The sequence below is a fragment of the Acidovorax sp. sic0104 genome (assembly GCF_019219095.1).
Taxonomy (GTDB): Bacteria; Pseudomonadota; Gammaproteobacteria; order Burkholderiales; family Burkholderiaceae_C; genus Acidovorax.
In genome coordinates this window covers 43,424-59,978 of the sequence record NZ_JAHUWH010000024.1, presented here as the reverse complement: position 1 = coordinate 59,978, position 16,555 = coordinate 43,424, and the positions used below count along the sequence as shown (strand labels likewise).

Here is a 16,555-nt window from a genome sequence, read left to right as displayed (position 1 = left end):
CGAACCCATCGGGTACATCCCGCCTGCTGAGGCTGAGGCAAACTACTACCGGCAACTCGCCAGTCAGGCCACTGTGGAAGTGGGCTGACTTAAACCAAACAGCCTCCGCAGAAACCGGGGCGATTCAAGTTGATTCGGCACTACCAAGAGAGTGCCCCCGTGTGCAAGTTCGCGTATTCCAGACAAGATTCGAGAAAGGCACATGTCATGGAAGCGCTTTGGGTAGTCGTTGTCGTGGTTTTCCTCATCCCACTTCTTTACTTTCAGCCGCCCTATAGAGTCACGATAGAGCTTCCTCCTCGTGGGCTCAAGGTGGGTGCTGACCGGCCCAGCATCCAGCGCTGAGCCTTGCGGCAGGAATGCAGAGCCATTTCGCAGGGCAAGGAGAACGGTTCCACCCGAAGAGACTGTGATCTCACCAGGCCCTGGACTGCCGATAGCTAAGTCCTGGGGCGGAGCGAAACCTCTGTTCGCCTCGTGTCTAGTAAATTGCCACCAGTTAACCCCAGTATCAAGCAGACCCCAAACCCTCCATCCGGTTTCTGAATCATGATCTGCACAGATCATCGTTCGCCTGGAATCCGCCGCTGGCGCCAGTCTTCGCAGCTCGGAGACGTTTAGTGCACGGTCTTCAGTAAAAACAGCTAACCGGGAATTCCTGTGCCTGGCATGCGATACCTTCTTTGAAGAACCGCGCGGCAAATAGATTATTCGGAATAGGAGCTTGCGGCCCTCCTCTCGAAGAAGGCTTGTGTGGTACGCAAGTGCAAGCAGTTCTTTGAGCAACTCACTGGCAGGCAGCGGCGGCCGCTTCTCGCCTCTCATGCGGTTGGTGGTGCCCCAGGCGGACTGCACAAGCGGAACAAGATCGGGGGGATAGAGGGATGTCATTTAAGCTGCTTGCCGTAGCCTGTTCAGTTGAGCGAAAGATCCGGCCTCATTGCGGCGTGCCCGCAGGTGGTTGGTAGCGCGAGAGTACGGGGCCATTGCGGGCCTTCTTGAGGTCGCTAGCACTGGTTGGAAACGCCTCACCGTCGATGTTGATCTGGTTGTACTCCGCGATGAGTTTTTCATAGTGCTCCCACAAAGACTTTGGATCGAATGAAAGATCCCGATGCTTCTGCTGGAGAGCTTTACATTGCCGCGAAAGATGCGTGTATCGATTTCCAATCGCGCGGTGACCCTCGAATGATTTGTAGAAGTTGAAGAAAGTTTGGACACCACTAAGGCTTGCAGCACTGAATGCCAAAACGACAGATAACAACGCCAGCGCATCACTCGAGAGAAACGCACGAAGTGAGCCTGTGGCAGCTGAATCGTTCTTCGCCATGGGAGCACTCGCCACCAAAGTAGGCACCGACGCCGTCACGGCTGGAGCCGACACCGTTGTGGCTGGGGACGATGCCTGACCTTGGAGATTCAACAGTACGATACCGACGAATAGGTTCGCCAAAATCACCGGAATGCCACATAGGCGATGCCACAGCAGCTTTCGATCACTTGCAGCAAAGTGCTTTCCCTTCCCGAGCTTTGCATCTACCCGTAGTTCTTCGATCAACGCGAGAGCGCCATCAGCGGATGGTTCGGCAGACATAGGGGTTCCTTGTGAGGCGTGACGGAGTTCAGACCGAAAACTTGCTGTACGTACTGTGAGCTAACCGGGAGATTCCGAGGAATGCCTATCCTGAAAGTGGCTCGCAGTATGGTTTCGCAGGTGCAGGGTTGCTTGAACGTACGGGTACAAATTTCGGAAAACCCTGCATGCTTCGAACTGACAAACTATAGCTTGCGATCACGCAGAGCCACGTTGTTTCAACGGCACGTTTCCGCCTGCAAGCAAGCGGAGCTACTTGCCAACGACTACATTTGAGAATGGTCCCCGCCGTCGGCTCAGAGGCCATGGCAGTCCACACTGATACAGACAGCGAACGAAAGCACCCAGCACAAGACAGCAACGCGGGCTTCATCGAACTGCGGTACACCACCGTCCCTTCAAGAGCGAACTTATTCAGGACCAGTTCGCTGATCCGTACGGTGCGCTGAGTACCACGAGTGCGCGCGGTCTGCATGTCACGCCGAACCGTGCACATGAAAAAGGCTTCGACGGGTGAATCCCGTGCAAGCCTCCATTTTCTCGAGGAGTTTCTACTATGCGCCGCAACGGCGCCATAGCCCGTAAAGCACCGCACTAGCTGTGAGGATTCAATAGGTTGTATCCGGTGTTCATCCGGATTGGGTTTGAGAGACTGGAAGTCGCCAAACACCCAATCAACTCAGGACACCCAACCGAATGAACACCCATAAGCATGCCCGACTTACGTTTGCCCGTCGCTTGGAGATGGTCCAGCAGATGACACTGCAGGGCCTCAGTGCGGTGCAAGCTGCTGCTGTGCAAGGCGTCACCCCGCCAACGGCCAGGAAGTGGCTGGGCCGCTATCTGGCTGGCGGTGAGGCTGCCCTTGCCGATGCATCCTCCAGGCCCGCCAGCTCGCCCCGTGCCATCGATCCATCCAAGGCCTTGCTGATCCTGGAGTTGCGCAAGCGGCGCATGCTGCAGGCCAGCATCGCACGCAGCGTAGGTGTCTCCCAGGCCACGGTGGCCCGCGTGCTGGCCAGGGCCGGCTTGTCCAAGCTGAGCGATCTGGTGCCTGCTGAGCCTGTGGTGCGCTACGAACACGAGGCGCCCGGCGATCTTCTGCACATCGACACCAAGAAGCTCGGTGTCATCGTCAGGCCAAGTCACCGGGTCACTGGCAATCGCAAGGATTCCGTCGATGGAGCGGGTTGGGAGACGCTGTTCGTTGCCATTGATGACCATGCCCGCATTGCCTTCACCGCGATGCACCCCGATGAGAAGAAGGGCCAGGCAGTGCAGTTCCTGCGCAATGCAGTGGCCTATTACGCGGGATTGGGCATCACCATCAAGCGGCTGCTGACGGACAACGGAGCTGCGTTTCGTTCAGGTGAGTTCGCCGCTGCCTGCACGGCCTTGGGCATCCGGCACAAGTTCACCCGGGCCTACCGGCCCCAGACCAACGGCAAGGCAGAGCGATTCATCCAATCGGCACTGCGCGAATGGGCCTATGGCTGGAGCTACCAGAACTCAGCGGAGCGAACGCTAGCCTTGGCAAGCTGGCAGCACCACTACAACTGGCACCGGCCACACAGTGGCATTGGCGGCTTGGTGCCTATGGACAGACTCAATCCAACAGGAAATAACCTGTTGACTCTTCACAACTAGCGCACCCAACACTCGGAACGACAATCCCACATAGTTCCCCGCCAACGACCCGAGCGCCTTTTCTGACGAGAACAAATACGCCAAGTCCGTGTCCTGCAGCTTCCGGTCGTAGGCAATCGAATCAGGGAAGGTCTGCAGCATGGTCGTTATCCACCACGAGGAGCGCTGGGCCTTTCGAACGCGGGGCTTCAGCCGCCTACTCCGACGCGCCCGGCGTGCGTTCAGCCGACATTTGCGATCTGCTGGCTTCTTCTTTCGCCTTCTTTCCTTGGTCGTAATGCCACTTGATGGCAAAGAACATGCCGGTGCCAAACACGGCCACCTTGAACACAATGAAGACTATCGGGACCCAATCCATCTTTGAGATTTTCCTGGCTGTTGATTGGCACTATCGGATGTGAAGTGCACTGCCTCAAAACGCTGCATCGGCAGCTTCATCGTGTTCAAGCCATCGGCAACGCTGACGCCGACACCACTGGGCAAATGATCTGAAAACTTGGTGCGATGCTATCGGGCCTGCTGTGCGGGCGTAAGCATCAGTTCTGCTTAAATTTTCCGTAGCAGATGGAGATCGCTGTACAGGGCAGCTGTCTGGAAAGCGGCTTTGTCATGGGGGCCGCATGGGACCGCAATGCGCAGGCCGTAGGGCGCGCCGGGAGTGCGCGGACGGACCGCAGGTTGCAATCAACGCCGATGCGGGAACACCAAAAAGGCCTGCATGAGGGAACCCCATGCAGGCCTTTGATGGGGTGGCGTGTTACTGCCGGGTGCTCAAAACGGCAACCCCACATAGTTCTCCGCCAGCGACCCCAGCGCCTTCTCCGACGAGAACAGATACGCCAGGTCCGTGTCCTGCAGCTTCTGGTCGTACGCGATGGAATCCGGGAAGGTGTGCAGCATGGTCGTCATCCACCACGAGAAGCGCTGGGCCTTCCACACGCGGGCCAGGGCCTTCTCGGAGTATTTGTCCAGGCCGGTGCTGTCGCCATCCTTGTAGTGCGCGACCATGGCGTGGTACAGGTAGTAGATGTCCGATGCCGCGCTGTTCAGGCCACGTGCACCCGTGGGCGGCACGATGTGGGCGGCGTCGCCGGCCAGGAACAGGTTGCCGTAGCGCATGGGCTCGGCCACGAAGGAGCGCAGGGGGGCGATGGACTTTTCGATGGAGGCACCCGTAATCAGCTTGTCGGCCACCTCGGCGGGCAGGCGGCGTTTCAATTCTGCCCAGAAGACTTCATCGGACCAGTCTTCCACGGTGTCGGTCAGCGGCACCTGGATGTAGTAGCGGCTCAGCACCTGAGAGCGCAGCGAGCACAGCGCAAAGCCGCGTTCGTGCTTGGCGTAGATCAGCTCGGGCGAGACGGGTTGGGTGCGCGACAGCACGCCCAGCCAGCCGAAGGGGTAGACCTTTTCATACTCCTTGAGCACGTCGCGCGGGATGGACTTGCGGCTCACGCCGTGGAAGCCGTCGGCGCCGATGACGAAGTCGCAGTCGATGCGCACCACCTCGTCGCCGCTGCGGTAGGTCACATACGGGTTGGCGCTTTTCAGGTCGTGGGGCTGCACGTCTTCGGCGTTGTGGATGACGATGCCCTGCATCCGGTCGCGCGCTTCGTACAGGTCGCGCGTCAGCTCGGTCTGGCCGTAGACGACCACCGAGCTGCCGCCGCTGTACTTGTGCAAATCGACCCGGTCCATCTGGCCGTCGTGGGCAATGATGAAGCCGACGTGGATCTCGCCTTCACGGTCCATGCGCTCGCCACACTGGGCCTCGCGCATGAGTGCGGCGAAGCCGTGCTCCAGCACGCCGGCCCGTATGCGGCCCAGCACGTATTCGCGGCTTTGGCGCTCCAGCACGATGGTGTCTATGCCCTTGAGGTGCAAGAGCTGCGAGAGCATGAGGCCCGAGGGGCCTCCGCCGATGATGCAAACCTGGGTTTTCATGGTGTCTCCTTTGTGGCGAGCGGCTCACAAGACTCCCCTGGCGTTGTTGTCCTGCCTTGCCGTACTACTTGTACTGTCTGCGGCAGGACGCCTAGCCAGGGACGCTTCGTTGAGTTGTGTGAGTCGCTCTGTTGGGTTGATGACATGGGTCAAAAGGACCACCCAAAGATACGTGGCACAGTCGCCGCTTTGAATGGACGGATGGAGCCAGAACATGCACTTTTCGAACATCGGAACCATCCACTCGTACAGCCTGTTCGGCGAGTCGCAGCACCTGCCCGATGTGCTGCACTGCGAGACGATCGCCGAGCGATCGGTGCTGCACGACTGGGAGCTGGCGCCGCACCGGCACACGCGGCTGCACCAGGTGCTGCTGATCACCTCGGGAGGGGGCGTGGCGCACCTGGACGGCGATCGGGTTGCGCTGTTTGCGGGCGCACTCATCAACGTGCCGCAGGGGCATGTGCATGCATTTCGCTTCACGCAGCACACGCAGGGCTGGGTGGCCACGCTGGCCGATGAATTGATGGCCGAGATTTTTGTGCGCGTGGGCGATGTGCGGCGCGACCTGGCGCGGCCCGCCGTGGCGCCCGCGCCGCCTGAACTGCGCCAGGCCATGGGCCAGGTCTGGCAGGAGTTCTCGGGCCGCGCCAAGGCGCGTGCACTGGTGCTGAGGGGGCTGAGCGCCACGCTGCTGGGCTGGGTGGCACGCGCCATTGACGCGCACGGCCCGGGCGACGCTGGAGCACCAGAGTCCAGCCTGGTGCAGCGGCTGGAGGCGCTGATCGAGGCGCATTTTCTGGAGCACTGGCAGGTGGCGGACTATGCGCGCGCGCTGTCCGTATCGCCCACGCACCTGAGCCGCGTGGCGCGGGCTGCCACGGGCGTGTCGGCCCAGCGGCTGATCGAGGCGCGGCTGATGCGCGAGGCCCGGCGCAACCTGGCCTACACCAACCTGGGCGTAGCCACCATTGCCTACACGCTGGGCTATGCCGACCCGGCGTACTTCACCCGCGCCTTCACGCGCGATGTGGGCCTGTCGCCGCGTGCGTTTCGTGCGCAGGTGGCAGCGCCTGCTGCGAGCCACCGCCCCCAACAAATCGCTACAGGTCGTGACGCATCAACCACTCACAATGTCGCCGTGTGAGCCAGCGCCGCACCAAAACATTGAATGTGCGTACGCCTTGCCCGACAGGCAAGTCCGCAGGCGCCACCGGCTGACTTGTCCGGCTCATCCTTGTTTGCTCCAGAGAAGTTTTTTGCCAGTCGCAATCCACATGTCGTTATTGAGCTGCTTGGGGCATCCGAGGGCCTATCGCATCACTTCGCCGAGCAGCACCGCAAGCTGCATGGCTGTGCCCGCTGCTGACATGCCGCTGTCAGCAGCTTGCGCTCACCATCGAGCTTGTTTTTTTCACTCACAAGGAGCCCCATGAAAAACGCCATCGCCTGGTTCGACGTTCCCACGGCCCGGCCGGACTGAGCCCAGGCCCATTGACCGCCCCACTCATCGAAAGGAGATTCCGATGGAAACGCAGGAACTGCACCGAGGCCGACTCATCGACCACATCCAGCTGGTCGTGCGCGACCTGGCCGCCAGCCAGGCCTTCTACACCGCCGTGTTCGACGCGATCAAGGTTCCCATGGGTGGAACGGGAGAAGGCTACTTCTGGGCGGACGAGCTTTTTGTCTCCACCGCCGACAGTGCGGCCGCCCAGGGCCACCTGACCGGCCGCCACCACCTGGCCTTCCAGGCGCAGGACCGCGCGATGGTCGATGCGTTCTACCAGGCGGCTCTGGCGCACGGCGGCAAGGACAACGGCGCGCCAGGCGAGCGGCCGTACCACCCGGGCTACTACGCCGCCTTCGTGCTGGACCCGGACGGCAACAACATCGAAGCCGTGTTCCACGGCGAGGCCAACCGCAGCGCCGCGTCGGTCAAGGTGACGTTCTAGGGCCTGGTCACACTGCTTTTTTACGCCACAGCCGACCCGCCCCCCGCCACGCGCTGGCCCGGCGCGATGGTGGGCGGCGCCGCATTGAGCGTCTCGATCGCGAAGCCCGCCGCCTGCTTGTAGCGGGCCATGAAGGCCTCGCGCTCCTCGCGGGGCAGCACGTCGTCGATGTTGTCGAACACGCCACCGCATCGCTCGTCCACCAGCCCCAGCAGGCCGAAGGGGCCCGAGCCCCGGTTGCGCAGCACCAGTGCCGAGATGTCCTTGCAGAGCCTGTCGTCGTAGGCGCGCAGCGCCTGCGGCCCCACGCCGTGCGCGAGCAACTGTGCGCCCAGCACCCGCGCATCCACGATGGCCTGGCTCGCACCGTTGGAGCCCACGGGGTACATCACGTGCGCTGCATCGCCGAGCAGGGCCACGCGGCCATCCACCCAGGTGGGCACGGGGTCGCGGTCGATCATGGGGTACTCGAAGACGTCCTTCGCACCGCGCAGCATGGCCGGCACATCGAGCCAGCTGTAGTTCCATCCCTCGAAGTGGTGAATGAACTCTTGGAGCGCCACGCGCCGGTTCCAGTCGCCCTGCTGCCAGCCGCCTTGGTTGTCCACCGTGATCTCGGCGATCCAGTTGATGGTGGCCAGGCCCGTGGCCGGGTCTGGCGGCGAGATGGGGTAGAACACCACGCGGTGGCGCAGCGACCCCACCCCCACGAAAGAAGCGCCGGTGCGCACCGGCACCCCGGGCGTGGTGCCGCGCCACATGATGGCGCCGCCCCACTGGATGGGCGGCTGCTGGGGGTGCATCTGCGCACGCACGGCCGAGTGCAGGCCGTCGGCCGCGATCAACAGCGAGCCCGGTACTTCCAGGCGCTCACCACTGCGTGTCTCGACCAGGGCCGTGACGCCTTCGGCATCCTGCCGGTAGCCGGCCACGCGCCGGCCCAGCCGCACGGCACCGTCGCCCAACCGTGCCTTCACCGCGTTGAACAGCAGCATCTGCAACTGCCCCCGGTGCACCGAGTACTGCGGCCAGCGGTAGCCGGCCTGCAGGCCGCGGGGTTCGGCGTAGATCTCGCTGCCGTTGCGGCCCAACAGCGCCCATTCGCGCGCCTGCAGGCCGATGGTGTCCAGCACCTCGTTGCCGAAACCCAGGTCGTGCAGCTCGCGCACGGCGTTGGGCTGCAGGTTGATGCCCACGCCCAGCGGCTGCAGCTCGGGCACCGATTCGAAAACGACGCAGGGCACGCCGATCTGGTGCAGCGTGAGGGCGGTGGCCATGCCGCCGATGCCGCCACCGGCGATCAGGACAGGGCGGGGAGAAGAGGTGTTTGAAACATTACCGGACATAACGATATTGTCCCTGCAGCGAGCGCCTGGAACGTTTCGTTGCCCGCGAACGCCGGGGAACAGGGGAAGTCGCGCAGCTCGCGCTTCGCCGTGGACACCTTGCTGCCCCCCGAATTCGAGGTGGAGCCGATCAGCGGCCGGGCGCTGGATGCGTCGCGGGGCGCAGGTAGTGGTTGTCGAACTCGGACTGCTCCACCAGCACGAATCCGTGCCGGGCGTAGAAGCGGTTCGAGGCGCTTTCCTTGAGCGCGCCCACGCGCACGGCGCGGCCTTCCTCGTCGGCCCGGGCCAGCAGCCTGGTCAGCACGGCCGCGCCCACCCCCAGCCCCTGGTGACCGGGCCGGATGTACAGGTGTTGCAGGCACCAGGCGCCATCTGGCTCCAGGCGGACGACGCAGAACCCAACCCGCACGCCCTGCTCCAGGATGTGCAGCGTGTCTGCGGGCGCAAAGCCATCCAGGAACCGGCTGCGCGCCCGCTGGGGGTCGAAGCGCCCCACGCGCTCCAGGCTTTCCTGCATGGCCTCGACCCGCAGGTCGGCCAGCCCGGACGCATCGGACGCCCGCGCGGGCTCGAAGGTGATCGTTGGGTGCATGGGCCCCAGCTTACCGGCACCGGTGGGCGGGCCATGCAGCCATCGACCCACCCCACCCGCAAGCCTGCCGCGCGCAACGCGCACACCCCGTGATCGCTGCTGACAAACCGCTGTCAGCAACCCCCCGTCAGCATCAGGCCTTCATCCACAACGTGCCCGCTGGCACACACCGAAGGAGCCTCCATGCAGAACGCGATCACCTGGTTCGAGATTCCCACCACGCAGCTCGAACGCGCACAGGCCTTCTACGAAAAGCTGCTCGGCCGTCCCATGAACCGCCAGACCATGGACACGAGCGAGATGGCCATCTTCGCCTACGAGCCTGAAGCCGGCGTGGGCGGTGCGCTGACGCACTACCCCGAGGCCCCCCAGCCATCGGCCCATGGCACCGTGGTCTACCTGGATGCCATGCCGTCCATCGGCGCGGCGCTGGAGCGTGCGGTGGCACAGGGCGCGCGCGTGGTCATCCCGCGCACGCCATTGCCGCCGGGCATGGGTTTCTTCGCGCACATCGTCGACCTGGATGGCAACCGCGTGGGCCTGCACGCGGCCCAGTAGCCCCCTGAGCCGCCCTGGCGGCGTCTTCCCCCAAAGAGATGCACCCGGTGGACCGGCCGAACCGGATACGCGGGTGCGCGGGCATGTGCTGCGCCCGGCCATGCACCGTGATCGCATCACTGTGCGATTGACTCAACACAAGGACAAAACATGCAACACGCGCTCTGGGCGGACACCTCCGCCACCTCCGCCGCTGCCCGGTCCGCGCCGCGAACCCTTCCATCCCCTGCCGCTGCACAGTCGCCCCGCAACTGGATCGCCGTGGCGTGCGCCGATCACGCGCGACGGGCCTGCGCCACACCCGGCGCCGGGTTCATGCAGGTGTGCCACGGCAAGGCAGCGCCGCTGCGGCGGCTGCGGGTGGGCGACCGCGTGGCGTACTACGCGCCCCACACCACGATGGGCGGGAACGACCGGTTGCAGGCGTTCATCTCGATCGGCCATGTGCTGCCCGGCGATGCCTGCGCATTCGACGCGGGCGGCGGCTTCGTGCCCTATCGCCGGAGCGTGGACTACGTGGCCGCCCGCGAGGCACCCATCCGGCCGCTGTTGCACACGCTGGAGTTTGTGTTGGCAGACCCGGCCCACTGGGGTTCCAGGCTGCGCTTTGGCCTGTTCAGCGTGAGCGACCACGACATGCGCTTGATCGCACAGGCCATGGGCGCCGACACCGAATTACTCTGCTTTTGGTAGCAATGACCGCTTTTATATCAACGGCTTCAGGGCAAAAATGCTTCAAATCGCGTGCAACCCCAGCCAGGCTTTCACAGCGACGCGCAATACGCATCCACTGCAGCCTTGGCGGCCAGCAGATCGACCTGGTATGCCGCCTGGTAGGCACGCAGGGCCTGGCGGCGCGTGGCAGGGTCGGCGGCCAGGGCCTGCCAGGTGGGCGCAGACGCAGGCACCGGTGTGAAGGGGGAAGCTTGCGAGGCGCTCTCGCGGCCGGTCGTTGGCATGGTGTCGGCAGCGCGCACCTCCCACCGGGGAATCACGCCAAAACGCTCCAGCGGTTCGGCGGATGGCGGCTGCCAGCGCGCCAGTGCTTCGTCGTGCTGCGATGGTGACACCAGCGCCAGCACCTCGCGCGGCCGGGCGCGGGGCGCATCCTGCACGGTGTGGCGCTGCGGCGCCTGGGCGGCCAGTGCGCGCAGCGCTTGCACGTTGTCGCCTGGCGGCATCCACGCCGTCACGCGGGCTACGTCCAGGCGGGCGATGTGCACCGCTTCTTCTTCGGTGTAGTCGTCCAGCTGGTGACTCAGGTCCGCCAGGGCTTGCAGCAGCAGTGCCGCCGCCAACGCATTGAAGCTCGCGTGCAGCACGGTGGCTTCATCACCATCGTGCGGCACCAGGGACACGGCGGCGGGTGCGTCCGCAGGCGCATCACCATCGAGCGTGAGGCAGTACGCATCGCCAGCGCCGTTCTGCGCAAACGGCAAGAATCGCTGCCCACCTTGCGCGGCCGGGTGGAGCCACTGCGCCACCGCCTCGTCCCGCTCGTCGGCGTCCATCCATTCGAAGTCTTCGCAGCTGATGAACGCCGGTGGCTGCGTGAGGCACAGGCTGCGCCACTGCCGCCGCCATTCAGGCCCGTAAAAGGTTGCCCCGCTGGCCACCAGCGCCCGCAGCAGGCTGGGGACGGTGATGCGCGCCTGGTTCGCCAGCGCGTCCAGCGCGCGGGCGTTGGCCTGTGCGGTGTCGGTGGGGCCGGCAAGGTGGTCAGCAGGCGGGGTCTGCAAGGTCATGGCGCGCATCGTAACCACGCAGCCCACCCGGCGCGTGATCCGGCACGCAGCTAGGGCGCGGTGGCGCCGGGCACGTAGGCGTCGACCACGGCCGGCTCCTGGTCGCCCGGGCCGGTGCGCGCGAGCTTGGACCAGGACCAGTATTCGATGTCTGCCGCGTCGTAGGTGCCGTACGACTGCCCGCCCCACGAGAAGAACGAACCCTTGTGCCCGCTGGACACCGTGCGGATGCCCACAGCCAGCGCGCCGTCCTTGAGCATTGCAAGCCGGACACCGCGCTGCACGCGGGTGCCGCCATATTCGCCGAGGGCCGCTGGCACCTCGCGCGGCGCAATGTCGAGCATGCTGGAGCCGCAGCTGGTTTCCGCCCCGCTGTAGGTGGCCAGGCTCCACTGGCGGGTGAGCGGCGAGCGCACGTTGCGCGCACGGTTGACGGCACGCGCACGCAGCAGGGTCGCGCCGCCTGCGGGCTGCTGCAGCCAGATCTGCATCTCGGTGCCGTGGATGCCGATGGGAAAGCCGCCCTCCCAAGGCTTGCGGTTGGAGGGGTACTTGCCGTGCGAGAAAGCCCCCTCGACCGGCGGCCAAGCGTAGACGCCCTGCAGGGACGGGCAGCCGAACAAAGCGCCCTGGACCCGGCCGAACTCAGTCGGCGGCTCCGGCGAGCCCTTAAGCGTGGGCCCGCAACCTGCGAGCACCAGCGCGGCGAGCACCGGTGCAGCGCATCGCGATGCGTGCAAGGTGCGGCTGTCGGACAGGTGCGCAAAGGGCTCAGGCATGGGTAAGGCAGAGGCAGTGGTGCGCGAATTGTCGCGCCACGGCACCATCCGTCCGATGCTCTCCTATTGATAGCAATCTGCGCTATCTCCATCTATCAGCCGGCGGGCGGCAAAGAATATTCAGATCACGGATGCGCAGGCCCCGCCCGCACTCGCGCCAGCGCGTCGGGTACATCACGCCATGCGGGGCGGCCCGGCGCGTAGCGCTGGCGCATGTAGAGCGCCAGTTCGGTGATCTGGGCATCGCTGAGCGCGTGGCCAAAGGCGGGCATGAAGCCGATGTCGCGCGCGGCGGGCTCGCGAATGCCGTGCACGATGACCTGCAGCAGGTTGTCAGGCCGGTCGCTGTGCAGGTTGCTGTTCAGGGCCAGCGGGATGTTCACGCCCAGCAACTGGGGCCCGTCGCCGTCATGGTGGCAGGCGGCGCAGGCGCCATTGAAAAGGCGCTGCGCCTGGCCGGGCTGCGGCGCGAGCGCGGCGGCCTGGGCCACTGCAGCCGTGGCGCGGGCTTGCACCGCATCGGCGGCAGGCTCGGCGGCGGCATTGAACGATGCGAGGTAGCTGGCCATGGCGCGGATGTCGTCGTCGGGCAGGTGCGCCAGCTCGCGCACCACGGGCGCCATGGGGCCCGAGGCGCTGCCATGCTGCGCGCTGTGGCCGTGGCGCAGGTAGCTGTAGAGCGATTCGGCACTCCACGGCACGGGTGCTTGGGACAGCGCGGTGAGCGCGGGCGCCTCCCACCCGTCCACCAACGCGCCCGACAGGAACGCGGCCCCGCCCTGCTCCGCGCCGAGCGCATTGCGGGGGGTATGGCAGGCGCCGCAGTGGCCCACGCCCTGTACGAGGTAGGCGCCACGGTTCCATTCGGGCGGGCGTGCGGGGTCGGGCTTGAACGGGGTGGCGTCGTGGAACAGCGCGTTCCAGCCGGCCATGAGCGGGCGCACGCTGAACGGAAACGCGAGCTGGGTGGCGGGCACTTCGGCGCGCACGGCGGGCTGCGCCATCAGGTAGGCGTACAGCGCGGTCAGGTCGTCGTCGCTCATCTTCGCGAACGCGGTGTACGGGAACGCTGGGTACAGGTGCCGGCCATCGCGCGAGATGCCTTCGCGCATGGCTCGCTGGAAGGCGCTGAACGACCACTGGCCGATGCCCGTCTCGGCATCGGGCGTGAGGTTGGTGGTGTAGACCTTGCCAAACGGGGTGTCCATGGCACGGCCCCCCGTGTTGGGCGTGCCACCCGGCGCGGTGTGGCAGACCACGCAGTCGCCTGCGGCGGCCAGCAGTCGGCCGCGTTCGATGGTCGCGGCGTTGTACACCGCTGCACCGCCGGTGGTCTGCGCCACGGGCGCGATGGAGGGGCGCCAGCCCAGCAGCGCTGCGCCCACAGCCACGCCACCGGCGACCAGGGCGAGCGCACGGGCCCAGGGGCCGCGTCGCGCAGGCCACGTGGCGCTGGTGGGCACGGTGGGCGCCGGCAGTTCCAGCGTGGGCAACACCTCGGCGGGCTGTGAGGGGGGACTGTTGCCAGCAGCCGCTTCGCCAGCGCCACCGGGCAGGGGGTTGAGCCCGGCGCGCACCACCTCGGGCGTGAACGGCGGCGCACGAAACCGCACGCCGGTGGCGTCGAAGATCGCGTTGGCGATGGCCGCCGTGCCGGGCACCGAGGAGGATTCGCCCGCGCCCAGCGGCGCCTCGTCCTGCCGGGGCATGTGCATGACCTCGATGACGGGCACGTCGCGGAAGCTCAGGATGGGGTAGCTGCCCCATTCGCGGTTGTCCACGGCCTGCTTGACGGGCTCGAAGGTTACCTGCTCCTTGAGCGCGCGGCTGGTGGTCTGCAGCACGTTGCCATGCACCTGCTGCTCCACGCCCGCCGGGTTGACCATGAGGCCCGCGTCGTGCCCCACGACCACGCGGCGCACATGCACCTCGCCGGTCTTCTTGTTGACCTCGACATCGGCCACCCACGCGGCCCAGGCCGCACCGAAGCCGGGCCACTTGCTGTGGATGTAGCGGGCATACGCAAAGCCCTGGCCCTGCACCCAGTCGCCGTCGCTGCAGCCATCCAGTGCCCGCTGCTGCGGGCCGGTGCGGCGCACCCAGCCGGCCTTCTCGGCCGTGGCCTGCACAAGCTCGGCCGCACGCGGGTCGTTCAGCAGCTGCAGACGAAACTCAACCGGGTCCACGCCGGCGGCGGTGGCCAGTTCGTCCACGTACGATTCGTGCGCGAAGGAATTGGGCAACGCGGAGACGCCCCGCAGCCACGATGCGCGCACGATGGGCGGCATGTCGTTGACGGCCACGCGCAGGTTGTCGTACTGGTAGGGCGGGCGCGCCGTGCGGTCGCCCATCTCGTAGGCCTGCGCCACGGGCTCAATGGTGCGGGTGAGCAGCAGGGCCAGCGTGGGCGCACCATTGGACGGGTAGGACGTCTCGAAGTCATAGGCCGCCACCGAGCCATCGGCATTGAGCCCGCCGCGCACCTGCATGAGCTGCGCGGTGCCCTTGGGCTCCCACAAATGCTCCTGCTCGCGCGTGAGCTGCACCCGCACCGGCGCGCCCACCGCGCGCGAGAGCAGTGCGGCATCGGCCGCCACATCGTCTGCACCGTTTCGGCCGTAGCAGCCTGCGGCCTCCATGCGGATGAGGTCGATGTCCACATCGCCCATGCCCATGAGGCGGGCCAGGTCGGCGCGCAGCACGTGGGGGTTCTGCGTGCCGGCCCATACGCTCATGCGCGGGCGGCCGGTGTCACCATCCTGCGCCCGCCATTCGGCCACCGCGCACGAGGGGCCGATGGAGCCGTGCATCTGGTAGGGCCACACGTAAGTGCGCGGCATGGGCTGGTCGGCAGCCGCCAGGGCTGCGTCCACATCGCCTTCGTCCACCAGGCGGCGCTGCGTGGCCGGGTTGGCACGGATGGCCTGGGCGATGGCCTCGGGGCTGTCCTGGCGCGGAAAGCCGGGCCAGTCCTTCCACTGCACGCGCAGCTCGCGCAGGGCCTGCTCGGCCTGCTCCTCGCGCTCGGCGACGATGCCCACGAAGTCGCGGACCACCACCACCGCGCGGATGCCGGGGATGTGGGCAATGGACGCCTGGTCCACCGATTCGAGCGTGTTGCCGATGAAGTCGCCATGGTCCGCCCCCGCATACGGCGGGCGCACCACGCGTCCGTGCAGCATGCCGGGAACGCGCATGTCGTGCACAAAGACCAGTTCGCCGCTGACCTTGGCGGGGATGTCCACGCGCGGCACCGAGCGGCCCACCACGCTGTAGTCGGCGGCGGGCTTGACGGGGGTGGCGTCGGACAGCTCCAGCGCGGTACGCTGGCCCGCGAGCAGGTCGGCATAGCGCACCTGCCGCGCAGGGTCGGCAGCCACCTGCACCACGCCACCTTGCACCCGCAATGCTTGCGCAGGCACGTCCAGCCGTTCGGCCGCGCGGGCCAGCAGCCAGTGGCGCGCCTGTGCCGCCGCAAACCGCAGCGGCTTGGCGTGGATCTGGATCGAGGCACTCGCGATCGTTGCGCCCTGGTTGGGCGCGCGCGTGGTGTCGCCCAGCACCATGTTGACCTGGGACAGGGCCACATCCAGCTCCTCGGCCACGATCTGCGCCAGCGCCGTGCGGATACCGGTGCCCAGGTCCACATGCCCGTTGAGTGCGGTCACGCTGCCGTCGTCCCACACGGCGATCAAGATTTCGACGCCCTCGGCCGGGTTGCCGGCCACCAGCGCGGGCTGGCCCTTCACCGGTGGTGGCGCGGGCGGCGGGTTGCGCACCACCAGCAGCACACCGTCGGCCGCATGGAAGTCGGCGCGGGTCAGGGGCGTGTGGGCGCGCAGCGGCAGGGCGCTGGCAGGCGTGGCGCTCATGCCCTGGCCTCCTGCATCAACACCGCAGCGCGTTGAACGGCCCGAATGATCTCCACGTGCGTGCCGCAGCGGCACAGGTTGGCCGACAGCTCGCGGCGGATGGCGGCCTCGTCCGGTTCGGGGTTTCGCTCCAGCAGGGCCACGGCCATCATCACCATGCCGTTGAGGCAATAGCCGCACTGGGCAGCCTGCTCGTCGACGAAGGCCTGCTGCACCGGGTGCAGGCCCGCTGCAGCGCCACCGCAGCGCGCGGACAGACCCTCCAACGTGGTCACCTCGCGCCCCACCACGCCTTGCGCCGGAATCACGCAAGCGCGGGCTGCCACGCCGTCCACCAGCACCGTGCACGCGCCGCACTGCCCCAGGCCGCAGCCGTACTTGGGGCCGTTGAGCGCGAGGTCATTGCGCAGCACGTGCAGCAGCGTGGCGAGCGCCGCCGTGGGTCTGGGCAGCGCGCAGGGCCGGCCGTTCACGGTGATCGCAGCGGCGGTGCTGGGGGCGGTGGTGTGCATGGATTCAA

General features: G+C 66.2%; 15 protein-coding genes. 5 read left to right on the top strand and 10 right to left on the bottom strand.

The genetic code is table 11. The features are described 5' to 3' along the window. Positions 1-63: 63 nt before the first annotated feature. Positions 64-825, bottom strand: a complete 762-nt coding sequence (locus tag KW835_RS27200) for a putative sensor domain DACNV-containing protein (RefSeq protein ID WP_370633686.1) — start codon at positions 823-825, stop codon at positions 64-66. 112 nt (positions 826-937) lie between these two features. Further along, positions 938-1,594 carry an SLATT domain-containing protein gene (locus KW835_RS24685; protein WP_218387330.1) on the bottom strand — a complete coding sequence of 219 codons (657 nt, stop codon included), beginning with the start codon at positions 1,592-1,594 and terminating at the stop codon, positions 938-940. A gap of 696 nt (positions 1,595-2,290) precedes the next feature. Between KW835_RS24685 and KW835_RS24680 the strand changes: the two genes are divergently transcribed. Then, positions 2,291-3,241: an IS481 family transposase gene (locus tag KW835_RS24680; protein WP_218387328.1), complete on the top strand. Its 951-nt coding sequence runs from the start codon at positions 2,291-2,293 to the stop codon at positions 3,239-3,241. A 196-nt stretch (positions 3,242-3,437) separates the two neighbouring features. Here the strand turns inward: KW835_RS24680 and KW835_RS24675 are convergent, their stop codons facing one another. Together KW835_RS24675 and pobA are read right to left on the bottom strand one after the other, a co-directional pair. Further along, a complete protein-coding gene (locus KW835_RS24675; protein WP_218387326.1) occupies positions 3,438-3,599 on the bottom strand; it encodes a hypothetical protein in 162 nt (53 codons plus the stop codon). A 413-nt stretch (positions 3,600-4,012) separates the two neighbouring features. After that, positions 4,013-5,185: a 4-hydroxybenzoate 3-monooxygenase gene (gene pobA, locus KW835_RS24670; protein WP_218387324.1), complete on the bottom strand. Its 1,173-nt coding sequence runs from the start codon at positions 5,183-5,185 to the stop codon at positions 4,013-4,015. A gap of 214 nt (positions 5,186-5,399) precedes the next feature. Here pobA and KW835_RS24665 point away from each other — a divergent pair, with 214 nt between their 5' ends. Both KW835_RS24665 and KW835_RS24660 read left to right on the top strand, forming a co-directional pair. Further along, a complete protein-coding gene (locus KW835_RS24665; RefSeq protein ID WP_255593919.1) occupies positions 5,400-6,332 on the top strand; it encodes a helix-turn-helix domain-containing protein in 933 nt (310 codons plus the stop codon). A 379-nt stretch (positions 6,333-6,711) separates the two neighbouring features. Further along, the gene (locus KW835_RS24660) at positions 6,712-7,140 is read left to right on the top strand and encodes a VOC family protein (RefSeq protein WP_218387322.1); all 429 of its coding nucleotides are present in this window, start codon (positions 6,712-6,714) and stop codon (positions 7,138-7,140) included. Positions 7,141-7,160: 20 nt separating this feature from the next. Here KW835_RS24660 and KW835_RS24655 read toward each other — a convergent pair whose 3' ends face one another. Continuing rightward, on the bottom strand, positions 7,161-8,486 hold the full coding sequence (locus tag KW835_RS24655; protein ID WP_218387312.1) for a flavin-dependent oxidoreductase: 1,326 nt from the start codon (positions 8,484-8,486) through the stop codon (positions 7,161-7,163). A gap of 130 nt (positions 8,487-8,616) precedes the next feature. Then, positions 8,617-9,081: a GNAT family N-acetyltransferase gene (locus KW835_RS24650; protein ID WP_218387310.1), complete on the bottom strand. Its 465-nt coding sequence runs from the start codon at positions 9,079-9,081 to the stop codon at positions 8,617-8,619. A 183-nt stretch (positions 9,082-9,264) separates the two neighbouring features. Between KW835_RS24650 and KW835_RS24645 the strand changes: the two genes are divergently transcribed. Further along, on the top strand, positions 9,265-9,639 hold the full coding sequence (locus KW835_RS24645; protein ID WP_218387309.1) for a VOC family protein: 375 nt from the start codon (positions 9,265-9,267) through the stop codon (positions 9,637-9,639). Positions 9,640-9,789: 150 nt separating this feature from the next. Continuing rightward, the gene (locus KW835_RS24640) at positions 9,790-10,332 is read left to right on the top strand and encodes an EVE domain-containing protein (RefSeq protein WP_218387308.1); all 543 of its coding nucleotides are present in this window, start codon (positions 9,790-9,792) and stop codon (positions 10,330-10,332) included. Between the two features lie 71 nt (positions 10,333-10,403). Here KW835_RS24640 and KW835_RS24635 read toward each other — a convergent pair whose 3' ends face one another. From KW835_RS24635 to KW835_RS24620, 4 genes are all read right to left on the bottom strand, one after another. Further along, on the bottom strand, positions 10,404-11,384 hold the full coding sequence (locus KW835_RS24635) for an SMI1/KNR4 family protein (RefSeq protein ID WP_218387304.1): 981 nt from the start codon (positions 11,382-11,384) through the stop codon (positions 10,404-10,406). 50 nt (positions 11,385-11,434) lie between these two features. Next, the gene (locus KW835_RS24630) at positions 11,435-12,163 is read right to left on the bottom strand and encodes a hypothetical protein (protein ID WP_255593917.1); all 729 of its coding nucleotides are present in this window, start codon (positions 12,161-12,163) and stop codon (positions 11,435-11,437) included. 125 nt (positions 12,164-12,288) lie between these two features. Continuing rightward, complete coding sequence (locus KW835_RS24625; protein WP_218387302.1) at positions 12,289-16,035, bottom strand: molybdopterin cofactor-binding domain-containing protein; 3,747 nt, start codon at positions 16,033-16,035, stop codon at positions 12,289-12,291. Beyond that, positions 16,032-16,547 (bottom strand): (2Fe-2S)-binding protein, encoded by a 516-nt coding sequence (locus KW835_RS24620; RefSeq protein ID WP_218387284.1) that lies wholly within the window; start codon positions 16,545-16,547, stop codon positions 16,032-16,034. The genes KW835_RS24625 and KW835_RS24620 overlap by 4 nt, the downstream gene beginning before the upstream one ends. Positions 16,548-16,555 lie beyond the last annotated feature (8 nt).